Consider the following 19,575-nt stretch of genomic DNA (forward strand, 5'->3'; position numbering starts at 1 on the left):
TTCTCATGAAGAAGATCCAAGGTGTGTACCAAGCCCCGCCCGCCCATTGGGTCGGCGACGGTTTTCCGGTGCGCAGTCTGTTCAGCTACGACAATCTGGCGCGGCATATCAGCCCGTTCCTGCTGCTGGATTATGCCGGGCCGCAGCATTTCTCACCGACCAGCGCCCGGCGTGGCGTGGGCGAGCATCCCCATCGCGGTTTCGAGACGGTGACCATCGTCTACCAGGGCGAACTCGAGCACCGCGACTCCAGCGGTGCCGGCGGCTTCATCGGCCCGGGTGACGTGCAATGGATGACCGCCGCCGGGGGGATCATCCACGAGGAATTCCATGCGCCATCGTTCGCCAGGAGCGGCGGCATGCTGGAAATGGTCCAGCTCTGGGTCAACCTGCCGGCCCGCGACAAATCGGCACCGGCGGGCTACCAAACGCTGCTGGACGCGGATATCCCACGGGTTGCCCTGGCGGACGAGGCCGGCAGCCTGCGGGTCATTGCCGGCGAGTACCTTGGTCATGAAGGCCCGGCGCGGACCTTCACGCCAATGGACGTCCTGGACGTGCAACTGAAGGCAGACAAATCGCTGCGCTTGTCAGGCGCGCAAGGGCGCAATGCTGCCCTGGTCGTGCTGCGCGGCACGGTCCGGGTCAATGCGGAAAAAAGCGTCGGCGCCGCAGAGCTGGTGCTGTTCGAACGCGACGGTGACCAGGTGCTCATCGAGGCCGACAGCGATGCCATGCTGCTCTGGTTGAGCGGCGAGCCGCTGGATGAACCCATCGTCGGCTACGGCCCGTTCGTGATGAACAGCGAGGCGGAAATCGTCCAGGCCTTCGAGGACTTCCAAGCCGGCCGCTTTGGCCAGATGACCCGGGCCTGACCTTTCGTCCGCTGCCCGCGACACGCCGTTGAACCGACGTCGTCGCGGGCCCCTCCCACGCACAGGACGTACAAGATCCGACGGCATGAGGTGATGCCCGGCATCAATGGCGCAAGCGCTTGCACATGGCTTTTTTCCATTGGACGCCGGCGCACGGCAGGTTCTGACTTGGACGGCCATCCTGGTCTGAGGAGGATCTTTATCATGCCTATGCATGGAGTGTGCGATCTGGAATTGCGCCAACTGATCGAAGGGGCGTTCCTGCCTGATCATTGTCAAGTGAGCTGTAGCGACGGGATGTCGCTGACCTTGCATTTTCCCGCCGATGCCGGACGTCCGGCGCTGACCGTGCGTGACGTCCAGTTAAGCGAGTTGCCCAATGGCAGGGCGCTGGCCGAGTTGGTCAGCCGGGTTCGCCAGCAGCGCGAGCATGCAAGGGTGTCCCGTCTGCTGACCGGCCGTTGAGCCTTACTGGAGTTCCAGTCGCAGTTGCAGGCTGCCGTCGTGGCATTGTCGTGCCGACTGCACGATGCCCCGGCATTGATGGCCGCGCCAGGTGAACACCAGGGTGTGGGCCCGTTCCAGGCGCTCAGGCACCGGCGGAGTGATCTGCAACTGCACGCCGGGCTTGCCGGCGATATTCAGGGCTTCGAGCTGCACTTGGCACTCTTCGGTACGGGTCAATACACCCAGGAGGGTATCCCTGAGATAAGCGATTTCCAGTGTTTGTGGACGGGGGGCGATAGCCGCGGCCATGGGTAGTCACCTCCTTTGAGCGGGCGGATGCTGGCTGATGGAGGTTAGACCATGCCGGAGAAAGATTTTCTCAGAATATTTCAGCCAAGGGGCCATCGCCGGCGATACGGCTACCGGCGATGAACCATCGACAGACAGGTTATTGACCACCACCCGAACCGGTACCGCTGCCGGTACTGGAGCCGGTGCCCGTACCTGTACCGGACCCGCCCATGCCGGTACCACTACCTGACCCTGAACCACCCATGCCGGTACCGGAGCCACCCATGCCGGACCCGCTCCCCGTGCCGTTGCGCTCGTTGCCGCGCTCGGTCCCGCGATCATCGATGGTTGGCGGACGGGTGCGATCCGTGCCGTCGGTTGGCGCACCACCCTGGCGTCCTGGATCACTGCCCTGGATGCGCGGGTCGGTGCTGCCTGGCGCCGGCATCTCCGGTGGCACGCCGGAGCCCACTCCCGGCGAAGTGGGGTTGGTCGGCCCGGTATCGGCCATGGCATGCCCGCCCAGCAGGGCACTGAAGAGCAGGGCGGCTAAAGCTGTACGTTTCATGATCGAACTCCCTTTTTTCATGGATACCCTTCATTGGGGGATGCCCGGGGAGATTTGTGCGATCACGCAGGTGGGCGCGGCGACCAGTGGCGCTTGGCTATAGGGTTATTCCCGCCCGCGCATGAAGAACCCTGCCACGTATTTGCGGAAGGTATCCAGCCCTTTGAAATCGGCGTAGCGCCGGAAATGCTCCACCTCCGGCTCCGGGCCCATGGGTTTCTCGGTCAGGGAAATGGACAGCACCCGGTCCTGGTCGGAACTGAGCACCAGCTCGTCCATTACCTGGCCACCGATCACCGGTCGGCGCATGGTCACCCGCACGCCCTTGCCGGCCATCCAGTCGATCAGCGACACCAGCATTTTCAATGGCTCGCGCTCTTCGTCGCGGAACACCGGGAACAGGTGTCCGCGGGACAGTACCGGCACACTGGCGATATGGATCAGTTCGTAGAAATGGCTGCCGGCACTCGTCGGTGAATAAAGGGCCAGGGCCAGCAACGGGCCCGGGGTGCGGCTACCACCCCAGAGCAGGTGATGCCCCTGGAAGTCGAAGCCGTCTTCGCTGCGCTCGTTGTACACCTTGCGCGCCTTGATCTGGTTGACGCAATCGAGCAGCAACCCATGGCGACGATGGTTGCCGAATACCGTGGAGTCCCGCAGGCGTGCCTTGAGCATCATCATGTGCTTCATGTCCAGGCGGGTTTCCAGGTAGTTGCTGGCCGGGACCCGCTCGATCAGCGGATAGCGCGCGGCGACCCCGCGCAGTTCGGCGAACTGGGCGGTGAGGTCCTTTTTCAGGTGTGTGGCATAGACGTTCAGGCCACTGGCTTCGATCCAGGTCAGCAGCAGGGACAGCAGGCGGTGCTGGTCACGCTTGTCGCCGCTGCCGGCCACGCCGGGAGCAGCGTCCGTGGTTGCGGCGCGGCGGAAATCGCCGAGCAGGCGTAGCGGCGCATCCGGAGCCAGCCAGGCGGCGGGCGGGGTGTCCTGGGTGTCGCTGTCGCCGGCTTCGCGCTCATCCTTGATGAACGGGCAATCGGCGGCATGGTCGGCGGTGCCGGGGTTGTTCTTGAGGAACAGCGTGCCGGTGTGGCTGTTCAGGGTGACGTTGAGCACCGGCATCGCCCTGGCATTGCAGTCGCAGGCCAGCCAGTGCCCCGCGCCACGGATCTTCATCAGCAACTGGTTGGCCTGGAGCAGGCGCGGCCCTTCCAGGGTGCCGCGGTTGAAACCGCGCAGCAGGTCGTCCTCGGCGGGGGTGAGGCTGCGGATCAGGGCGGCGTTTTTATCGATGATTCGCATGGAGGTCCTTGGGGTGCGAATTAAAGTGCGACGCGGACCCTGTGGGAGCGGGTTCACCCGCGATTGCGATGGTGAGTCCACCGACGTAATCGCGGGTGAACCGCTCCCACAGGGTCCGCGTCGCATTCTGGATCTTTGCTAGCCACCAAACAACTTCGCCGCACGCGCGCGGATCTCTTCCGGGCTGAGGTCCTCCTTGTGCGTCGAAACGAACCACAGGTTGCCGAACGGATCCTTCAGCGTGCCGCTGCGATCACCGTAGAACTGGTCCTGCACCGGGCTGACCGGAGTGGCGCCTGCCTCGATCGCCCGGGCATAGCGCGCGTCGACGTCCTCCACGTACAGATGCAGCCCGACGGAAACCCCCGGCTGCGACTGGCTGCTGACCAGCGAGGCCTGGTCGCAGGGCTCGGCGAGCATGATCGAGGAGTCGCCGATCTTCAGTTCGGCGTGGCCGATGCGACCGTCCGGGCCTTCGAGACGGAACATCTCGACGGCGCCGAAGGCGGCCTTGTAGTAATCGATGGCCTGGTGGGCATCCTTGATGCCCAGGTAGGGGGTGATGCTGTGCGCCCCCTCGGGGATGGGTTTTGCTGCCATTGCCTGTTCCTCCTGTACAAAAACGATGGACGCGTTCCGAAAACGATATTCGGACGTAGACCTGTATGTTTGTACAGGATCGGCAAAAGTGCAAATCCGTTGGTGCGACCACAGGACAGGCGGGCATGAAGCCCGCCGGACGGTGCTCAGAAAATGTAATCGGTGGTGAGGAAGCTCGACTCGCGGTTGCGGATGATGTCGCTGATCAGTTGCTTGTTGGCTTCCTGGAATCGCGTGGCCACCAGGGTCCTGATGGAAAACACCCGCAGCGCATCGTGCACCGACAGGGTGCCTTCGGCAGAGTTCTTGCGGCCATTGAACGGGAACGTGTCGGGGCCGCGCTGGCACTGGGCGTTGATATTGATCCGGCCGACCTGGTTGGCGAAGGTGTCCACCAGCATGCCGATATCCCTGGAGTTGGTCCCGAACAGGCTGAGCTGCTGACCGAAATCGGAGTCCAGCACATAGTCGATTACCGTGTGCAGGTCGCGGTACGGCACCACCGGCACCAGCGGGCCGAACTGTTCCTCGTGGTAGACGCGCATCGCCGGGCTCACCGGGTACAGCAGCGCGGGGTAGAAGAACGAACCGCGGCTCTGTCCGCCGCCGGGGTTGAGCACCCTGGCGCCATGCTCCAGGGCATCGGCCACCAGGCCGTTGAGGTAGTCGATCTTGCCGGGTTCGGGCAGCGGGGTCAGGCCCACGCCCGGGGTCCATGGCATGCCGGCCTTGAGCGCGGCGAGCCGGGCCTGGAATTTCTCGAGGAAGGCCTCCACCACCTGCTCGTGGACGAACAGGATCTTCAGCGCCGTGCAGCGCTGGCCGTTGAACGACAGGGCGCCGGTCAAGGCTTCGTTGACCGCATTGTCCAGGTCGACCTCGGGCAGGACGATGCCGGGGTTCTTCGCATCCAGGCCCAGCGCCGCGCGCAGGCGATGCGGGCGGGGGTGGAGTTTCTTCAGGTCGCTGGCGGCCTTGTTGGTGCCGATGAAGGCGAACACGTCCACCTTGCCGCTGGCCATCAGGGCGCTGACGGTTTCCCGGCCACGGCCGTAGATCACGTTGATCACCCCGGCCGGGAAGCTGTCGCGGAAGGCTTCGAGCAACGGGCGGATGAGCAGTACGCCGAACTTGGCCGGCTTGAACACCACGGTGTTGCCCATGATCAGCGCCGGGATCAGGGTGGTGAAGGTCTCGTTGAGCGGGTAGTTGTAGGGGCCCATGCACAGCGCTACGCCAAGCGGTGCGCGACGGATCTGGCCGAGGGTGTCCTGTTCCAGTTCGAAGCGGCTGGAGCGGCGGTCCAGTTCCTTGAGGGCGCCGATGGTATCTACGATGTAGTCGCAGGTGCGGTCGAACTCCTTCTCGGCGTCCTTGAGGTTCTTGCCGATTTCCCACATCAGCAGCTTCACCACCGCCTCGCGTTGCTGGCGCATGCGCCCGAGAAAACCTTCGACATGGCGGATGCGCTCCGCCACGCGCATCGTCGGCCAAGCCCCGCGCCCCTTGTCATAGGCGTGCACGGCGGCGTCCAGCGCGGTGAGGGCGGTGTCGGCATCCAGCAGCGGGGCACTGCCGAGGATCACCTGCTGCTCGCTGCCATCGTCCTGTTTCAGCCACACCGGGCTGCGCACCGTGGCCAGCGGGCCTTCCCAGCGGCGCAGTTCGCCGTCCACCAGGTAGTCGCGTTGCTCCAGGGGCGGCCCCAGGCGCCAGGCCTCAGGGATTTCCTCGGCAGTGGGAAACAGCGAATCCAGCAAACGATCCATGGCACGACACCTCTTTTTCTTTGATGGGTGAAACGTTTCAGTCGAGAATAACGCCGCACTGCAAAAAAAAGCCAGCGCACCTCAATATTGTTTTGCCATCGCCGATAACCCGGGAAACGGACGCAAGCAGCCGGCGTATGACGACAAGAATACTGGTCCAGGGCAATACCACCCGAGTTCTCCCCACCCGCGTGCGCTCCACCGCCTATCGCTTGCTACCGCTTGGCTTTGCCGTGATCGGCATCGGGCTTTCCGTCGCCCTTGGCCGGCTCGATGTACAGCGCCAGGAAAGCGAGCAGTTCGCCAATGCCAGTGTGCGCCTGTCGGGTATTCGTGCCGCCCTGGAGGCGCAGATGCGCTCGGCCTTTGGTGAGACCGAGGGCATCGCCCAGTTGCTCAGTGCCGATGGCAATATTTCCACGGCGCATTTTCACGACATGGCGCGCCAGGCCCTGGAGTCGGTGTCCTATATCCGCCATATCTCGGTGGCACCCAACGATGTGGTCGCCGATGTCTACCCGCTGAACGCCAACCACAACGAACGCATCGTCGGGCTTGACTACCGTCTGCTGCCTGCGCAATACCCGCTGGTGCAACGGGCGCGGGAGAGCGGCGATGCGGTGCTGGCCGGCCCCGTGCAGCTGTACCAGGGCGGTCGCGGCCTGATCTACCGGCGGCCGGTGTTCCTCAAGGGCCACAAGGGCGTGCGCCTGTACTGGGGCAATGTCTCGGTAGTGGCGGATATCGACAGCCTGCTGCGGGCCGCCGGCGTGGTCGAGGATGCCAACTTCCGCCTGGCCCTGCGTGGTGCCGATGGCGCGGGCGCGGCCGGGGCGATGATCTGGGGCGAGGCGCGGCTGTTCGCCGATTCGGCGGTCACCCTGAACGTCGATGTGCCAGGCGGGACCTGGCAACTGGCGGCGATGCCGCGCAGCGGCTGGTCGTCGATCAGCCTGTTCGGTTCGCCGTTGTTCCTCTTCGCCCTGTGCGCCACGGGCCTGTTCAGCGTCTTCGTCGCCCAGTTGAATCGCAGCAACCGCCTGATCAACCAGCGCAATGCCGAGCTCAAGCATTCCCAGGCACAACTCGAGCGCCTGGCCCACTACGACGCCATTACCGGCCTGCCCAACCGTGTGTTGTTCCTGCGTCGCCTGGAACAGGCACTGGCGGCGCCACGGATACAGAGCGCCGTACTGTTGCTGGATATCGACGGGTTCAAGCAGGTGAACGACAGCCTCGGCCACGACCTTGGCGACCTGCTGCTGGAGCAGGCCGCGCAGCGCCTGGTGGCCGGGATCGGCGCCCATGACACGGTGTGCCGGCTGGGTGGCGACGAGTTCGCGTTCATTCTCGCCCGGGCCGGCAGCCCGGACGAGGTGGGCAGGGTGGTGGACGGCCTGTTGCGCGCGCTGCAACGGCCTTTCGACCTCAAGGGCAATGCCGCGCTGGTCAGCGGCAGCATTGGTGTGGCGTTGTGCCCGGAGCACGGGCTCAGCGCCGAAATCCTGATGCGCCATGCCGACACCGCCATGTACGCGGCCAAGGAAGGCGGACGCAACGCGTGGCGCCTGTACCACGCTGACATGACCGCTCGCCTGCAGCAGCGCCTGGCGATGGAAAGTGCTCTGCGCCGCGCCTTGGAGCAACGCGAGTTCGAGCTCTGGTACCAGCCGCGCATCGACCTGTTCAATGGCCGTGTCGAAGGCGCCGAAGCCCTGCTGCGTTGGCGCGATCCGCAGCAGGGCCTGGTGTCGCCAGGTGATTTCATCCCGCTGGCCGAACGCACCGGCTTGATCATTCCCTTGGGCGAGCAGGTTCTGGACATGGTCTGCCAGCAGATCCGCCAGTGGCGCGATCGCGAACTGTTGCCGGGGCCGATCGCCATCAATGTCGCCGCCTTGCAGATCGAGCGCAGCGACTACGTGCACAGCCTGGTCCGCTGCCTGGAACGTCACGGGCTGGGCGCCGAGCTGCTGGAAGTGGAAATCACCGAGAGCCTGCTGATGGAAAGCCAGCAGCGCGCCTGCGAGGTGCTGGCACAGTTGCAGGCGCTGGGCGTGGCCACGGCAGTGGACGACTTTGGCACCGGTTATTCGTCGCTGGCTTACCTCAAGGCTTTGCCGATCGATCACCTGAAGATCGATCGGGCCTTTATCAAGGACCTACCCCATGGCGAGAACGACGTCGCGATTACCCGGGCGATCATCGACCTGGGGCATGCCCTCGGCTATCGCATCACCGCCGAAGGCATCGAGACCGAAGAACAGCATCAATTCCTGCGCAATGCCGGCTGCGACCATGGCCAGGGTTACCTGATCGGCCGGCCAATGCCTGCGGAGCGCTTCGAGCATTGGCTGGCCGGGGAGCGTTTCACCAGCGTGCAGTGCTGAGGGCTACCAGTGGGTCTGGCTGCCTTCGGCGATGCTCCGGGTCAGGTCGTCGAGCAGGCGCTGGCGTTCACGCTCCAGTTGCCGGCGCAGGTGGTTGGCTTCGTTGAGGTATTCGCCTTCGCTGAGCAGGTTCTCCGCATCCAGCAACTGGGCGTTGGCCTGTTCCTGCAATTGCTCGAACTGGACGTGATAGCGCTGTTCCAGATGACGCTTCCAGAACGGCAAGGCCGGTTCGCCGTTGGGTTGTTCGGCGAGGATGGCATCGCGTCCGATGGCCGTTGTGCCGTCGATCAGCCGCAGTTGATGGCGCAGGGCACTGGTCCACAGGCCATCGAGCTGCTGCGCCTGCTGCTGCACACCGTCAAGGTTCACCGGCTCACGCGCGGTTGGAGCGATTCGCAGCTGTAGCTGCGGGTCGCTGCCCAGGCGCTGCAGGGTCAGGGCGCGCAGGGCCTCCATGGGTTCCGCGCCAAGGCCGGGCAGGCGCGCGAGCAGGGCCTGGTCCACTGCCAGGCTGCGCGCAGCGGCCACGGCGACATTCAGGTAGTGCTCGGTGCGCTGGCGCTGGGTGGCGAAGGGCTCTGGCTGTTGCAGATCGGCGAGCAGCTCGTAGTGCAGCAGCTTGCTGGCGTCGATGCGCTGCGCTGCGGCCCGGGCCAGCGGGCTGCCTTCCAGCCAGTGCAACATGAACCAGAAGCGCCGCCGGGTGGTGATCGGCGTGGCCTGGTAGGCGGGCTCGTCGGCTACCCCGCGCAGGTCGCGGCGATACTCCACCGGCAGCAGGCGGGCCAGGCGTTCCCAGCAGGCCTGGGTCGAATCGTCGGCGTCCAGCAGCAGGCTGGTGTAGTCGTCCTCGGCCACCAGCAGGTCGATGCCGGTGGCCTGGTAGTGGTTGTCGATACGGTTCAGCGCATCTTCGTCCAATGGATTGTGTTCCAGGCTCAGGGCCCGCCGGGCGTCGGCCGACAGTTGCTGCTCCAGCCCCGGAGGCAGCACGCTGATGTGGTTGGAAGACAGGTCCAGGTGCTCCAGGTTCGGCAGACGCTCCAGATGCATGGGCATTTCATAGAGCGAACAGTCGAACAGGTTGGCCTCGATCAGGCTGGGCGCGGCGGGCAGGTATGGGGTGACGGTCAGCGGGTTGCCGGACAGGTTCAGGCGCTCCAGCGCCGGATAGCTGGCCAGTGCGTCCTGGGACGCCGGGCTCCAGACGATATTGTTGTCGGTCAGTTCCAGGCTGCGCAGGGTTGGCGGCAGGCCGCCGGGTAGCGCTTCGAGTTCCATGGCACTGGCGAACAGGGTACGCATCGCCGGCAGCTGCCGGGTCAACAGGTAGGGCATCGAGCGCAGCGGGTTGCCGCTCAGGTGCAGTTCTTCGACGTGGCCGAAGGCACCGGCCAGGTGGGGCAGGGTGGCGAGGTCCTCGTCGGTCAGGCCGACGGAGGTGAGGTTCAATTCGCGCTGGTCGAGCTGGTTGCGTTGCCAACTGCGGATCAATGTGTCCCGCGCCACGGTGCGCCGTGGCGCAGCCGACGCCCACTGGCCCAGGGTGGTGCGCAGGTAGTCGAGCTGTTGCTCCAGGGCGCGCAGTTCGAGGTGCGGCTGTTTGCCGGCGTCGCTCCAGGCGCGCAGCGCATTGCCCGCCTGTTCGTCACTGCTGGCCGGATACAGTCGGCAATAGCGTGCCCGCAGCGGGTCGACGGGCGGGCGGAACGAGGGATAGTGGAAGGTGCGCGGCGCGGCATCGAAGCCGCCCAGCAGGCGGCCCTCGTCGCGCCAGCCGGCGCTGTGGCCGGACCAGATCCAGCTGCGCGTGCGCGCGGGCTGCAGCAGGGCCCGTTCGACGATGCGGTTTTTCAGGGCCCGCGCAGTGCTGGAGAGTTCAGGGAATGCCTTGACGATGGCATCGAACAGGTCCGCCTGTACCGGGCCGCCCGGTTCGCAGAGATAACCATCGGGTCCCTTGATGATCAGGCGCACATCCCCGGCGAAGCGTTCGCCGGCGCGTTCCAGCAGTGGTCCGGAGCGGTCACCGGCGCGCAGTTCCAGGCTGCAGTCGGCAGGCCAGCCAGGCTGCTCGGGCAGGCTGAGCAAGGCCAGGCGCTCGCTGGCCGGAAGGCAGCGGGCCGGGTGGTAGAGGCCTTCGAGCACTGCCTCCAGCGGGTCTTGCGCAGGCAGGCCGGCGCGCAGGCGTTGCAGGGTCGCGAGCAGGCGCGGTGGTGTTGGGCTGTGCTTGAGGTACACGTCCAGCAGTTCATCCCGGGTGGTATCGCTGATGCGACAGGCGATATCCAGCTCGTCGTCGCTGTACTGCGCCACCCTGGCGCCGAGGCGGCGCAGCAGGGTGGCCTGCGGCCACTCCAGCGGCCGTTCGTGGGCAGCGTGCCAGGCCCCGTCGCCGTTGTGTTCGAGCAGTGGCTGCGCTGCCCTGGCATTGTGCGGATGGCGGATCTGCCAACGCTGGCCGTCGGCATGGGGCTGTACGCGGTAATGACCGTCGTCCAGTTGCAGATAATGCTCGCCAGCGCTGTGCAGCAGGCCCAGCTCGTTGCGCTGGGCGGCGGCAGGCGGATCAACGCGGTAGGGCCTGAGATCGCCGTTCCACAGGCGTGGCGTGCCATCCGGGCGGAGAATCTCGACCAGCTTCGAGCGCAGCCTGCCGGCGTAATGCAGGGTGACGCCGGTGGCCACCGCCGTGCCGATATCGATGGCCACCGCCTTGGCATGTTCGAGTGCGCCATCGATGTCGCCCTGTTCCCAGGCTTCCACGCCTTCGTAGATTTCGTCGAGAACCTGTGCAGCGAACACCAGCATCATCAGGCTGCCGGCGGCTGGAATGAAGAACGCCGCGACGCCCAGCACGTCGAGCCCGACGGACTCCCAATAGTGCAGGCGCCGTTGGCGCGCGGCCTCGTCCGCGTCGGCGCTGGGCACGGCCAGCAAACGCGCCTCGTTGCGCAGGCGGCGGTAGTGACGGTCCTGGAGAAACGGGAAAAGGTCGTCCTCGATGCGCTTGCTTACCCAGTGCAGGTTGGTGTCGGCCGCAGCGCTCCAAAGCCGGTCGCGGTCGCTGGCCAGGGTCTGGCCGGTAAGGTTGCGCTGCAACACACTGGCGAAGTGTTCGAGCTTGTCCTGCTGGATGAAGGTGTAGAAGCGTTGGCGCAAGGCCGGATCGCAAAGTTGCCGCAGCACTGCGCGCTGGCAGGCCGCCAGGCTGGGGTAATGGCTCAGCGCCCGGGGCATGCCGGGCAGGTACAGGAACAGCGCTTCGCTGTGGGCCGGTCGGATCAGCAGGGCGTCGAGGACATCCACGCCGAACAGGCTGAAATGCTGGCAGCGCGGGGCGTCGCTGGCGCCGTCGATCAGGCGTTGGACCTGGGCATGGTCGCCCTCCAGGCCGCGCATGCGCGCGACGATCAATTCCAGTTGCAGGGCCTCGCGGCGGGCGCGGATGCCCAGGCTGCGCACCTCCTCGCGGTTCAGCACCTGCTCCAGGTGCTGCTGGTAGCGTTGACCAAGGTCCAGCTCATGGCACTGCGCGGCAAACTGCGCCGCGCTGAAGGGCAGGGCATCGAAGCTGTAGCGAGCGTAGCCGTTGAACGAGCCGACCTTGAAGTCGCCGCTGATGGCCGCGCTTTCCGGTTGCATTTCCGCGTCTTTCTCGAAATTTTGCAGGGCGGCCCGCAGCAGCGGCTCGACCCTGTGGTTAAGGTCGGTAGCCAGCGCTTTCCAGTTCCAGTCGCGGGTAAAACGCACGAACTTCAGGTTCTTCAGTTCCAGGCCGCCCAGCCCGAGCTGTTGCATCAGCAATGGCCCGCTGAACTCAGGGATGCTGCGCAGGTCGGCGGTGGCCCTTGCCAGGGCGAAGGTCACCTCGCGGTTGCGTTGCTGGGCCTCGGCCAGGGCCAGGCGCAGCTCGGGCGAGGCGCTATTGGCCCAGGTGCAGTTGGCATAATCCTCAAGGTGTTTCAGCCGGGCCAGTTGCGTCGGCGTAAGATGCTCCAGCCAGCGCGGCAGGCGCTCCTTGACATGCAGGTCATGAAAGGTGGGGGAGGTGTTTTCGCTCATCGATGGCACTCCTTGTTGAAGGAGCGCAAGCACACCGCGTCCTGCCGGACAGGAGGTGGCACATAGTTATGCGGGGCGGTGGCTATAGTGACAGGAAACCGATGATATTCAGCCGAAGGGGGTGCACATGGCACTGATCAGCCGCGAAGTCTGGTGGTTCGAACCGCCCAAGCCGGGCCAGACGGAAAAGGACCTGCGCTGGGGATTCCTGGAAATCCACAGCGACGGCCAGGCACGGTTCATCGATGAACGGCCGACGGACAAGCAGATGATGGAGCGCAAGAGCTGCAGGCGCTTCCCGAAAATTGGCGAGGAGTGAGGCACCTGCGATGGAGCGCGATAGCGGTCCCGAAACCATCCCGCACGCGCCTACATGGACCCCGTGGCCCTCAGCTTTTGCGTCCGGGCCATGCCTCTCGCCAACACCCCATACCCAACCCGCTTCACCCCCGGCAACCGATCCTCCAGCAAGTCCAGCAACGACTCCCCGCTATCCAGGTAGGCATCCCCGAAGTCGGCGTATCCCAGCGCACTCGGATGCACCACCACCTCCAGTAAACCGTTCTGCGGCGCCAGGCCTGCGCGCAGGTCCACCGGCGTGCACACGTGATCCGCACTGGCCCCGGCCAGTTGCCGCAGCCGCCGGTTGAGCAGGCTTTTGAACAAGCGCTTCGCCGTGCCGATATTGCCGCCGATATTGCGCGCCAGGCGCACGGGCACGCCCTCCCGCGCAGCGAAGCGGGCGACGATCTCGCCGATGGGCCAGACGTTGTGCACATGCTGGTGCGAGTCCAGGTGGCTGGGCAGCAATCCCAGGCTCAAACAATGCTGCCACTGCGCTGCCAGTTCCCGTTCCACCGCCTGCCGCGTGCGCTTTTGCAGCCAGAGGCTCTTGCGTGACAGGCTGAATTCGAATTCCCCGGCGCCATTGCAGAACAACGGCTCCTCCAGGATCGCCTCGCTCAATGGCCGCCCATGGCTGATATTGAAGTGCAGCCCGATCCGCCCGCGCAGCATCGGCTGCTGCCTGGCCAAGGCGCAGGCATTGCGGAACGCCGGCATGTTGGCCATGGCCGTGGCCGAGCTGACCAGACCGTTCTGGAAAGCCCGCAGGATGACTGCATTGGTGGCTTCGTTGAGACCGAAATCATCGGCGTTAACTATGACCTGGAGGGGCATTGTGCAACTCCTGCAACGGAGGGACGAGGGGAAGATTTACCGGCGGCCCGCAACCAGGACTGGCAACGGCGCCACATGCGCAGGGCCAGGCCCAGGCAGATGCCGGACAATCGCCAGCTGTAGAAACCATGGCGCAGATGCTCGACCTGACCGGTCATGCGTTCGTGCAACTGATGGCTGGAGTTTTCCAGGCTGACCCGCGAGGCATCGATCCATTGCCAGCCTTCGTCGAGCCCCCAGTCGATCCATTCCTGCAACAGTACCCGGCCACTGCCCAGCCCGGCGTGTGCGGGCAGGAAGGCCAGGTTGTAGTCATACAGGCGTCCGCGCTCGAGCAGCCCGAGGCGATAGCTGATGCACGCGCCGTCAAGCTCCAGCACGACCAGACGCACGCTATCCTGCCCGGCGAGGGCCGTCAGGGCCTGGAACATCCATGCCCTGGACGGTGCCGTGCTGAAGATGCCGACGCCGTCGTCGCCTTTCCAGCTGGCGTCCTCGACCGCAGCGATACGTTGCAGCCAGGCCTCGATGTTGCCGGCATCCACCCGCACCCGACGCACCTGCGCGCCGCAGGCGGCGATCCGCTTGCGCGCCCGGCGCAACTTGTAGCGTGGGTCGCCGCTGACTTCCTGGCGGTCCGCCGGGCTGATCCCGTGCACCGGCACAGTGCATATGCGGCGTCGTTCGTAGGTCGAACAGTGCCGGCTCCACTGCAGCAGCCAGGGTTCGCCGACGGTGAGTTCGTTGAGTTGCAACAGCGCATGCGGCAGGTGCTGGCGAATCTCGCGCAGCACCTGCGGCGCATCCTGCTCGTCGAGATCGATCATCAACCCGACCCGATCGCTCAACGGCCAGCCCAGGTGGCGCACCACCACCAACCCCGGCAAGCCACCGCGCAGCGGCATGCGCAGCAAGGGCAGGCACAAGCGCAGGCGCTCGCCGTCATGGCCCAGCAGCACGTGCACGCTGTGCCGCGGTTGCACGGCCGCCTCTGCCGCGCGCAACCAGGCCAGGCTGTTGAACGGCGTGGCCCGGGGCAGGCGCTGGCGCAGGGCTTCGTAGTCCGCGGCAGGAAACCCCGGTTCCGCCAGCGAGGCCACCCAGCTCAAGCGCAAGCCCATCTCAGGCCACTCCGGCAGCAGCGGCAGCGGCCGGCTTGCGCAGCCCGGCCAGGCGCGAACCTTCGTAGCGGCTCTGGCGGAAGAATTTCCAGCGCCCGAACAGGCAATACACATGGGTCACCCGGTGCTGCTCGTGGTAACCCATGCGCATGTGCAGCTTCAGCGCCGGGATGTTGTGGCTTTCGCAGACGTCCACCACCTTGTCGCAGCCCTGCTTGCTCATGGCCTTCCACAGGTCCAGCTGCAGGTCCACCGACAGCGTGGTGCCCCAGTAGGCGCGGGTCAGCTCGCCGCCGAACTCGAAGAACTCGCCGGGCTTGACCGGGAACCAGCAACCGTAGAAGTGGTGGTCGTGATAGTCCTTGGGGCTGCCCCAGATAAAGGCCACCACGTGGCCCTCGGGGTCGCGGCGGACGATCCCGGTGTGTCCCTCGGCAACCAGCTCGCGCATGGTGTCCAGGCGGTCGCCGAAATAGCGGGCGAAGGCATGCACGTTGTGCAGGGTGATCAGCTCGCTGTGGGTCGGCGGGCTCGACTTGAGATTGTGCGGGGGTACCGGGCTGACCAGGTCGCGCTCCATCCAGAGCAGTTCCCAGTGATAGAACACATAGTGCCGGAAGGCGGTGTTCAGGGCCGAGCGCAGTCCTTTGTGCCTGATATGGTTTTGCAGCTGGTTCAGTACACGCATGATTGCCTCCTGGATCGGGCAAGACGGGTGATCGGCGCCGTGCAGGTCACGACGCGTTCCAGCCCAGGGCAAAGATCGTCTGCCCCGGCAGCTCGAAGCCGATGCGCCCGCCGTGGCAGGCCGGTTCGGCCTTGCGTGGCTGGTGGTCGGGTCCGAAGAAGGTCAACTCGGTCTGTGTCGGGCATTGCCGGGCGCCGCTGTCGAAATGCACCCGTTGCAGGCGTTCGCTTTTGTTCACCCCCAGCAGGCTGCGCCGCGAGCCGCGGGCCATGGCCAGGGCGTCCACTTCGAAGGCGTCGTTGTCCAGATGCAGCACCTGGTCCAGCCAGTGGCGCTGGATGAACTGCTGGGCCAGGCCCACCGGCTTGAGTTCGAATTTGCGTGGGCCCAGGACCCGCAGCATGCCCTTGGGGTAGTCCGGCTCGTCGGCGGCCTGGAACCAGTTGAGCATGTCCAGCAGGCCGTCGGCGCTGGCGTTGATCGCCACCGAGGCCCACCACAGCGCGCCCAGGTGTCCGTCCTGCTCGTAGAGGCTGAGGCTGGAGCCGCTTGACAGGTTGGTCTGGTCCAGCAGCAAGGCCTTGCGCGGTCGCCCCCGTTGGTCCAGGCCGACCAGCGCCGCGGCCTGGCGCACTTGGTCGCGGTAGGCGCGGGTGGCCAGCAGGTCGCGCACCATCCATTCATGCCAGGCCAGGGCGTCGATGCGCGGGCCGAACTCGTCTAGCAGGCGCCGCGCCCAGTCCAGCCCGCGGCGCTGCTCGCTGTGCTCGGCAGTGGGACCATTGACCAGCCGCGAACTGGCCGGTAGGGCGATGCGCACGCCCGCTTCACGGGCCCCTGGATAGTCCTCGACCTGTTGCAGGCGCGCAGCGAAAAAAGCGCGGAAATCCGCGTAGGCCGGGTAATTGAGGTTGGGCTCGTCGGCAAAGGCAATGTAATGCCGACCGCTGCCGCCCAGGGCGACGCTGGTCGCCAGCCAGGCGTGCAGGCCGCGGCGGCTCACCGCGTCATCCTTGAGATCGGCCCGGCGTCCGGTGGCAGCGAGCAGGGTGATGTCATCCTCGATGCCGAAGCGCTGGCGATACAAACGCCGGAAGCCCGTCTCGAAATCAGGCTGTCGTGCCAGTACATCGACGAAGCTATAGAATCCACCGGCCCGGGGCTTGAGGGCGTCGAGCAAGGCATGGCTGGACGGTGGGGGCAGCAGGTAGGGCAGGTTCAGCCCCAGTTTCGCGGTCGGCCCCAGTTGCGTGCTGCCCAGGCGCAGAGCGACAGTGCCGGGCTGTTCCTGCAAGGGCTGCAGGTCTTCGGGACGGCGTGCGAACAGGTTGGCCGTGCCATCCAGCCAGAAAGCCGCCTTGCCGCTGCCTTGCAGTTCCAGGCGCCAGACCTGCGCCCTGGCGCTGCGCGGCAGGCTGACCTGCTGGTACTGCCAGTAGGCCGGCTGTGGGGCCAGCAGCAGGTCCAGGCTTTGCCCATCCTCGAGCCGCACCGCACGCAGGCCGCTGACGCCGCCCTGGTACTTGCCCGCCAGCACCGCCGCTTCGCCGGGGCCGACGCGGAAATAGAAGAGGGTTCCGGCTTGCACCTGAAGGCTGAAGTGCACCCTGGCCGGCGCAAACTGCGCCCGGGTGCTGTCGCTGAATGCTGGCTGGTAGCGGCGGAAGCTATAGCCGGGGATTTCCAGGCGATAGCTGCCACGCCCGGTGCTCAACGGCCATTGCTGCTGGCCACGGACCTCGCTGGCGGCGATGGCGCGTTGCGCTGCGAGGCGCCCCTGGCCATCGAGGAGGAACACCTGCTCCGGATTGGCCCCGGCCTGCCAGGCGCCGACCCAATCCAGACGCAGGGTGTCGTTGCGCCCTGGCGTCAGGTACAGCGCACCATCGCGGATATCCGGCCAGCGCAGTTGCGCGGCCTGGGTCAATGCGCTGCACAGGCACAGCGCGATCAGCACGCCGAGGCCTTTCATTGCGTGAGCCTCCCGGGCAGCCTGCGCCACAGCGGCACAAGGTCGCCCGGCAACACGATCAGCACACGCCACCAGGCCACGCCACTGAGCCGGCAATACAGCACCAGCATCGCCAGGGTCACCGCCAGGTAGGCGACCGACGAGGCCAGCCCGGCACCGACGATGCCGTAGCGAGGGATCAGCAGCACATTCAGGACCAGGTTCAGCGCGGCGCCGGCGCCCATCATCAGCGACACGCTGCCGGGACGGTTCTTGCCCAGCAGGTCCAGGCGCAGGATGCTGGCGTAGCACAGGCCGAACAGCCCCGGCAGCAACGCCAGCAGCGCCGGGTAGGCCGGTTGGTAGGCGACACCGAACAGGGTGACGATCAGCCATTCGCCGATCAGGGCCATGCCCAGGCAGGCGCCGAGCATCACCGTGGCGGTCAGGCGCAGGGCCAGCGGGGTCAGGCGCTCCATGCCCGGGTCCTGTTGCAGCAGGCGCTTCATCAAGGGTGTGGTCACCGCCTCGGGAACGATCAGCAGCAATTCGGCGGCAGCGCTGGCCATGGCGTAGTGGCCCAGGGCGGCGCTGCCGAGCAGGGCGCTGACGAACAGGTAGTCCGAGCGCAGGATCACCTGCTGGAACAGCAGGTCGGGATGGCTCTTGGCGCTATAGGCCAGCAGCTCGCGCTGGCCGCTGCGGTCCCAGCACAGGCGCAGCCGGCGCCCGCGGCCGAGCCACAGCAGGCCGAGCACGGCCACCAGGCCCAGGCCCAGCAACCAGCTGGCCAGGGCGGCCGGCAGGGCCGCCTCGGGCCAGATCAGGTAGAAGGCGATGAACAGCAGCAACGGCGCCAGCGATTCGGTCAGGCGCAGGGCGTTGAAGGCGCCGACGCCTCCGGTGGCGTTGTGCAGGGTCAGCAGGCCGCTCTTCAGCACGCTCAACGGCACCGCCAGCAACAGCAGCCAGGCCAGCAAACCCAACTGTTCGGTGACTTCCAGTTCGATGCCCGGGCCTCGCAGCAGGCCCAGGCAGAACAGGGTCAGCAACCCCGCCAGCAGGCAGCCGTAGACCAGCACCTGGGTCAGCAGCAGGCCGGGATCACGTTGCTGCGCCGCTTGATAGCCGATCGCGCTGTTCAGCCCGCCACTGGTAGCGGCAGCGATCAGGTCCGGCAGGCTGCTGAGCAAGGCGAACAGGCCGCGTTCGCTGGGACCGAGCAGGCGCGCCAGGAGCACATTGCGCAGCAGGCGCAGGGCGATCATCGCCAGTTTGGTGGCCATGCTCAGCAGCAGATGGCGCACGTAGTGGCTACGGTTCATGGCCGGCCTGCCTGGCTGATGCGCCAGGCCAGCAGCGAGGGGCGGCTGGCATTGCGCTGGCTGACACCGATACGCGGCAGGGCCAGGGGATCCTCGCTGCCCAGGCACAACCCGGGACGGGTGCCCAAGGCCCAAGGATACTGGTGCGCGGCCAGGCGCTGGCGCACCCGCAGGTCATGGTCGCCATTGGGGTAGCAGTACACCGGCAGCGGATCGCGACAGCCGTTGCGCAGGGCGCGGTGGCTGCGGCTGATTTCTTCCTCCAGGCGATGTTCGTCCAGCCCCGGCAACAAGGCGTGGCTGGCGCCATGCGGACCGAAGCGGATCAGCCCGGAATCCTCCAGCTGGCGCACCTGCTGCCAGTTCAGGGCCTGGGGCAGGGACTCCGCCGGGCAGGCGTCGGTCAATAGCTGCAAGGCGGCTGGCGCCAGGCTTTTCAGGCTGTGCAGGTAGTACGCCAGGGCCAGGCTGCGGGCCCGCGGCGCGTCGTGCATGAAGTAGGCGGCCGGCAGCGGGCGTCCGACCCGGCGCAGCTTCTCGATCAGCAGGTGCCGTGCCGGCTCGCCATGGCTGCCCCACAGGGTCTCGCCCAGGCTCTCCCACCAGAAGCGCTGGCGGCTGCCGATGTAGTCGGTGGACAGGAAGATGCTCGCCGGCATCTCGTAGCGCTGCAGCAGCGGGAAGGCGTGAAGGGCATTGTCGCGCCAGCCGTCATCGAAGGTCAGCGCCACCCGCGGGCGCTTGCCATGGCCCGGCCCTTGCAGCAGGTCCAGCAGCGGCAGGCAGTCGAAATGCCCGCGCAGCCAGCGCAGCAAGCGTTCGAAGGCCAGCGGCCCGACGCACAGCTCGTTGCGATGGGGCAGGGTGGCGGCGCGATCGTCCGGCAGTACGCGGTGCAGCATCAGGATCAGCCCGGCGTTCTGCAATTGGCGGCGGCCTTCCGGAGAGTTGAGGTAGATCCAGCCCCGGGCGCGCTTGAGCGTGGTCTTGATCGGCATGGT

The 19,575-nt window shown here is 66.2% G+C and carries 16 protein-coding genes; 4 read left to right on the plus strand and 12 right to left on the minus strand.

The window, feature by feature from the left end:
- The first annotated feature begins 5 nt into the window (after positions 1-5).
- Together ACKLLE_RS00660 and ACKLLE_RS00665 are read left to right on the plus strand one after the other, a co-directional pair.
- Entirely contained in the window at positions 6-875 is an 870-nt protein-coding gene (locus tag ACKLLE_RS00660; RefSeq protein ID WP_420056408.1) for a pirin family protein, read from the plus strand.
- A gap of 204 nt (positions 876-1,079) precedes the next feature.
- On the plus strand, positions 1,080-1,340 hold the full coding sequence (locus tag ACKLLE_RS00665; RefSeq protein WP_064304608.1) for a DUF1652 domain-containing protein: 261 nt from the start codon (positions 1,080-1,082) through the stop codon (positions 1,338-1,340).
- Positions 1,341-1,343: 3 nt separating this feature from the next.
- Here the strand turns inward: ACKLLE_RS00665 and ACKLLE_RS00670 are convergent, their stop codons facing one another.
- From ACKLLE_RS00670 to ACKLLE_RS00690, 5 genes are all read right to left on the minus strand, one after another.
- On the minus strand, positions 1,344-1,631 hold the full coding sequence (locus ACKLLE_RS00670; protein ID WP_420056409.1) for a hypothetical protein: 288 nt from the start codon (positions 1,629-1,631) through the stop codon (positions 1,344-1,346).
- A 139-nt stretch (positions 1,632-1,770) separates the two neighbouring features.
- Positions 1,771-2,181 (minus strand): hypothetical protein, encoded by a 411-nt coding sequence (locus tag ACKLLE_RS00675; RefSeq protein ID WP_420056410.1) that lies wholly within the window; start codon positions 2,179-2,181, stop codon positions 1,771-1,773.
- A gap of 105 nt (positions 2,182-2,286) precedes the next feature.
- Positions 2,287-3,483 carry a hypothetical protein gene (locus ACKLLE_RS00680; RefSeq protein WP_420056411.1) on the minus strand — a complete coding sequence of 399 codons (1,197 nt, stop codon included), beginning with the start codon at positions 3,481-3,483 and terminating at the stop codon, positions 2,287-2,289.
- Positions 3,484-3,621: 138 nt separating this feature from the next.
- Positions 3,622-4,083, minus strand: a complete 462-nt coding sequence (locus ACKLLE_RS00685) for a VOC family protein (protein ID WP_420056412.1) — start codon at positions 4,081-4,083, stop codon at positions 3,622-3,624.
- 146 nt (positions 4,084-4,229) lie between these two features.
- Positions 4,230-5,852 carry an NADP-dependent glyceraldehyde-3-phosphate dehydrogenase gene (locus ACKLLE_RS00690; RefSeq protein WP_420056413.1) on the minus strand — a complete coding sequence of 541 codons (1,623 nt, stop codon included), beginning with the start codon at positions 5,850-5,852 and terminating at the stop codon, positions 4,230-4,232.
- 137 nt (positions 5,853-5,989) lie between these two features.
- Between ACKLLE_RS00690 and ACKLLE_RS00695 the strand changes: the two genes are divergently transcribed.
- Positions 5,990-8,242: a putative bifunctional diguanylate cyclase/phosphodiesterase gene (locus ACKLLE_RS00695; RefSeq protein ID WP_420056414.1), complete on the plus strand. Its 2,253-nt coding sequence runs from the start codon at positions 5,990-5,992 to the stop codon at positions 8,240-8,242.
- A 3-nt stretch (positions 8,243-8,245) separates the two neighbouring features.
- On the opposite strand, the gene ACKLLE_RS00700 is transcribed toward ACKLLE_RS00695, so the two are convergent.
- Entirely contained in the window at positions 8,246-12,310 is a 4,065-nt protein-coding gene (locus ACKLLE_RS00700) for a dermonecrotic toxin domain-containing protein (protein ID WP_420056415.1), read from the minus strand.
- A gap of 127 nt (positions 12,311-12,437) precedes the next feature.
- On the opposite strand from ACKLLE_RS00700, the gene ACKLLE_RS00705 reads away from it, so the two are divergent.
- Entirely contained in the window at positions 12,438-12,629 is a 192-nt protein-coding gene (locus tag ACKLLE_RS00705) for a hypothetical protein (RefSeq protein WP_064304600.1), read from the plus strand.
- 50 nt (positions 12,630-12,679) lie between these two features.
- Here the strand turns inward: ACKLLE_RS00705 and ACKLLE_RS00710 are convergent, their stop codons facing one another.
- From ACKLLE_RS00710 to ACKLLE_RS00735, 6 genes are read right to left on the minus strand one after another with little or no spacing between them, the layout of a single operon-like run.
- The gene (locus ACKLLE_RS00710; RefSeq protein WP_420056416.1) at positions 12,680-13,489 is read right to left on the minus strand and encodes a carbohydrate deacetylase; all 810 of its coding nucleotides are present in this window, start codon (positions 13,487-13,489) and stop codon (positions 12,680-12,682) included.
- The gene (locus ACKLLE_RS00715; protein ID WP_420056417.1) at positions 13,471-14,610 is read right to left on the minus strand and encodes a GNAT family N-acetyltransferase; all 1,140 of its coding nucleotides are present in this window, start codon (positions 14,608-14,610) and stop codon (positions 13,471-13,473) included. Before ACKLLE_RS00715 ends, ACKLLE_RS00710 begins: the two co-directional genes overlap by 19 nt.
- Before the next feature lies 1 nt (position 14,611).
- Positions 14,612-15,298, minus strand: coding sequence for a GNAT family N-acetyltransferase (locus ACKLLE_RS00720; protein WP_420056418.1), 687 nt, complete (start codon positions 15,296-15,298; stop codon positions 14,612-14,614).
- A 46-nt stretch (positions 15,299-15,344) separates the two neighbouring features.
- The gene (locus ACKLLE_RS00725) at positions 15,345-17,270 is read right to left on the minus strand and encodes a hypothetical protein (protein ID WP_420056419.1); all 1,926 of its coding nucleotides are present in this window, start codon (positions 17,268-17,270) and stop codon (positions 15,345-15,347) included.
- Positions 17,267-18,574: a lipopolysaccharide biosynthesis protein gene (locus ACKLLE_RS00730; RefSeq protein ID WP_420056420.1), complete on the minus strand. Its 1,308-nt coding sequence runs from the start codon at positions 18,572-18,574 to the stop codon at positions 17,267-17,269. Before ACKLLE_RS00730 ends, ACKLLE_RS00725 begins: the two co-directional genes overlap by 4 nt.
- Complete coding sequence (locus ACKLLE_RS00735) at positions 18,571-19,572, minus strand: polysaccharide deacetylase family protein (RefSeq protein ID WP_064304767.1); 1,002 nt, start codon at positions 19,570-19,572, stop codon at positions 18,571-18,573. Before ACKLLE_RS00735 ends, ACKLLE_RS00730 begins: the two co-directional genes overlap by 4 nt.
- Between the last annotated feature and the right edge of the window lie 3 nt (positions 19,573-19,575).

The organism is Pseudomonas bharatica (assembly GCF_048586865.1).
Taxonomy (GTDB): domain Bacteria; phylum Pseudomonadota; class Gammaproteobacteria; order Pseudomonadales; family Pseudomonadaceae; genus Aquipseudomonas; species Aquipseudomonas bharatica.

Excerpts from the sequence above, each read along its gene's own strand:
- ACKLLE_RS00660 (WP_420056408.1), top strand. The coding sequence starts at position 6 with ATGAAGAAGATCCAAGGTGTGTACCAAGCCCCGCCCGCCCATTGGGTC.
- ACKLLE_RS00665 (WP_064304608.1), top strand. The coding sequence starts at position 1,080 with ATGCCTATGCATGGAGTGTGCGATCTGGAATTGCGCCAACTGATCGAA.
- ACKLLE_RS00670 (WP_420056409.1), bottom strand. The coding sequence starts at position 1,631 with ATGGCCGCGGCTATCGCCCCCCGTCCACAAACACTGGAAATCGCTTAT.
- ACKLLE_RS00675 (WP_420056410.1), bottom strand. The coding sequence starts at position 2,181 with ATGAAACGTACAGCTTTAGCCGCCCTGCTCTTCAGTGCCCTGCTGGGC.
- ACKLLE_RS00680 (WP_420056411.1), bottom strand. The coding sequence starts at position 3,483 with ATGCGAATCATCGATAAAAACGCCGCCCTGATCCGCAGCCTCACCCCC.
- ACKLLE_RS00685 (WP_420056412.1), bottom strand. The coding sequence starts at position 4,083 with ATGGCAGCAAAACCCATCCCCGAGGGGGCGCACAGCATCACCCCCTAC.
- ACKLLE_RS00690 (WP_420056413.1), bottom strand. The coding sequence starts at position 5,852 with ATGGATCGTTTGCTGGATTCGCTGTTTCCCACTGCCGAGGAAATCCCT.
- ACKLLE_RS00695 (WP_420056414.1), top strand. The coding sequence starts at position 5,990 with ATGACGACAAGAATACTGGTCCAGGGCAATACCACCCGAGTTCTCCCC.
- ACKLLE_RS00700 (WP_420056415.1), bottom strand. The coding sequence starts at position 12,310 with ATGAGCGAAAACACCTCCCCCACCTTTCATGACCTGCATGTCAAGGAG.
- ACKLLE_RS00705 (WP_064304600.1), top strand. The coding sequence starts at position 12,438 with ATGGCACTGATCAGCCGCGAAGTCTGGTGGTTCGAACCGCCCAAGCCG.
- ACKLLE_RS00710 (WP_420056416.1), bottom strand. The coding sequence starts at position 13,489 with ATGCCCCTCCAGGTCATAGTTAACGCCGATGATTTCGGTCTCAACGAA.
- ACKLLE_RS00715 (WP_420056417.1), bottom strand. The coding sequence starts at position 14,610 with ATGGGCTTGCGCTTGAGCTGGGTGGCCTCGCTGGCGGAACCGGGGTTT.
- ACKLLE_RS00720 (WP_420056418.1), bottom strand. The coding sequence starts at position 15,298 with ATGCGTGTACTGAACCAGCTGCAAAACCATATCAGGCACAAAGGACTG.
- ACKLLE_RS00725 (WP_420056419.1), bottom strand. The coding sequence starts at position 17,270 with ATGAAAGGCCTCGGCGTGCTGATCGCGCTGTGCCTGTGCAGCGCATTG.
- ACKLLE_RS00730 (WP_420056420.1), bottom strand. The coding sequence starts at position 18,574 with ATGAACCGTAGCCACTACGTGCGCCATCTGCTGCTGAGCATGGCCACC.
- ACKLLE_RS00735 (WP_064304767.1), bottom strand. The coding sequence starts at position 19,572 with ATGCCGATCAAGACCACGCTCAAGCGCGCCCGGGGCTGGATCTACCTC.